The 1658-nt window shown below is 69.7% G+C and carries 1 protein-coding gene; it reads right to left on the bottom strand.

The genetic code is table 11. The features are described from left to right. Positions 1-162: 162 nt before the first annotated feature. The gene (locus FLV34_RS39175; protein ID WP_147945574.1) at positions 163-1536 is read right to left on the bottom strand and encodes an IS1380 family transposase; all 1374 of its coding nucleotides are present in this window, start codon (positions 1534-1536) and stop codon (positions 163-165) included. Positions 1537-1658: the final 122 nt, after the last annotated feature.

Raw genomic sequence — 1658 nt, 5'->3', positions numbered from 1 at the left:
CCTCGATCTTTCACGTTCATCAGGTCGCTGGCTGAGCGGTTCGGCTGGAGTGTGAAATCGCGGTCGTGGTCAGCCTGGTGGCCCGGCTGTCGCGCCGGGTGGACGGGGTTCCACGGGCCCGCGGGGTGTCCTTCCTGGTCGTCGGGGCGGTTTGGTGCCGGATCAGGTCGGTGCCGGGAGTGCTTGGAGCCGGGTGATGGCGGTGACCAGTTGGCCGGCCCAGGGCCAGGACGCGGCGATGCGCAGGCGTAGGCGGCGTCCGCCGCGGACCAGGCGGGCGGCGACGGCGAACAGGCGAAGCCGCAGCCGTTTGGGCTCATAACGGCGGGCCGGCCCATCCAGGGCGAGCATCTGCATCCAAGCCAGGAGTTCGCAGGCCAGGGCGACGACCTCACACCAGATCTGATTCTGGTCGAAGTCGTGCAGCGGCAGGTTGCGCAGCCCGGTGTCCTTGGCGGCGCGGATGCGGTCTTCGCAGCGGGCGCGGCGGCGGTGGCGTAGCTCCAGGTCGGCGAGCTGACCGCGGCGGGTGTCGGTGACAAAACAGGTGAAGCGGTGCCCGTCGATGTCGGTGAAGCGCAACTGCGCGCCCGGGTGCGGGCGCTCTTTGCGCACAATCAGGCGCATGCCCTTCGGCCAGCCGTCCAGCTTCACCAGGCCGGTCAGCTCGGCCACCCACGCACCCGGCCGTACCTGCCCGCCTGAGTCGTAGGCGGGCGTCCACGCCTGCGCGGGCAGAGCCAGAATCGCGGCCTGGATTTCTTCGGTGAGGGCGAACCCGATGGAGTACGACAGCCGCCGCCCGGGCCGGGACAGCCAGGTGAGGAACTCGCGGGTGCCGCCGCCGGAATCGGCGCGGATCAGTACCTGACGGCGGCGGTGCTTGGGAAGCTGGGCCAGCGCCAGCCGGGTGGCGGTGATGTGGTCGGCGGCGGTGTTGGATCCGGCGTTGCCGGGCCGCAGCATGATCGCCAAGGGTTCCCCGCCCCCGGTCGCTCCGTGGTCGGCGAAGACCGTCATCGGGTGGAACCCGAAGGTCTTCTTCCAGGTCGGCGCGGCCTGTTGCTTGTCAGAGTGGGCGATGACGATGGTCGCGTCGATGTCGAGGGGAATCAGCTGGCCGTCGGTGCCGGGGGCGTGGGGGCCGGCCAGGGCCCAGGCCCGCTGCCGGGCGGTGGCACGGGCGGCGCGGATCGCCTTAAGCGCGCGGACGGGGTCGGCGGCCAGGCGGTCGATCACCCGGGACACGGTCGGGTCGGAGGCGATCGGGCCGAACAGCTCGGGCTGAGCGCGGAGCATCGCGATGTCGGCCAGGCAGTCCCCGCCTAACGCCAGCGTGAGGGCCAGATCGGCGATGACTTTGCCCGGGTCGTGTACCGCCCGGGACGGACGCCACCGTTCCAGCTGCGCCGATAGTTCCCTGCCCAGGCCGGTGACCCGCAACGTCTCCAGCAACAGCAGCCCACCGGCCTGCGAGACGAGTCCCGAGCCGTCGGCGGACACCACGATCTTGCGCTGCAACGCGATAGTCTTCACTTGGAAAGTGCCTTCTGAACTGGTGCGGACAGGACTCTCGACAAGCCCAATCCTCCCAGCTCAAAGGCACTTTTCTCATGTAAACGATCAAGCCCGCTCAAATTCGTCGCGAAAGCCCGAGG

The organism is Microbispora sp. CSR-4 (assembly GCF_008033685.1).
Taxonomy (GTDB): domain Bacteria; phylum Actinomycetota; class Actinomycetes; order Streptosporangiales; family Streptosporangiaceae; genus Microbispora.
Note: the sequence above shows the minus strand (reverse complement) of the source record. Positions and strands in the feature narration are given on the sequence as shown.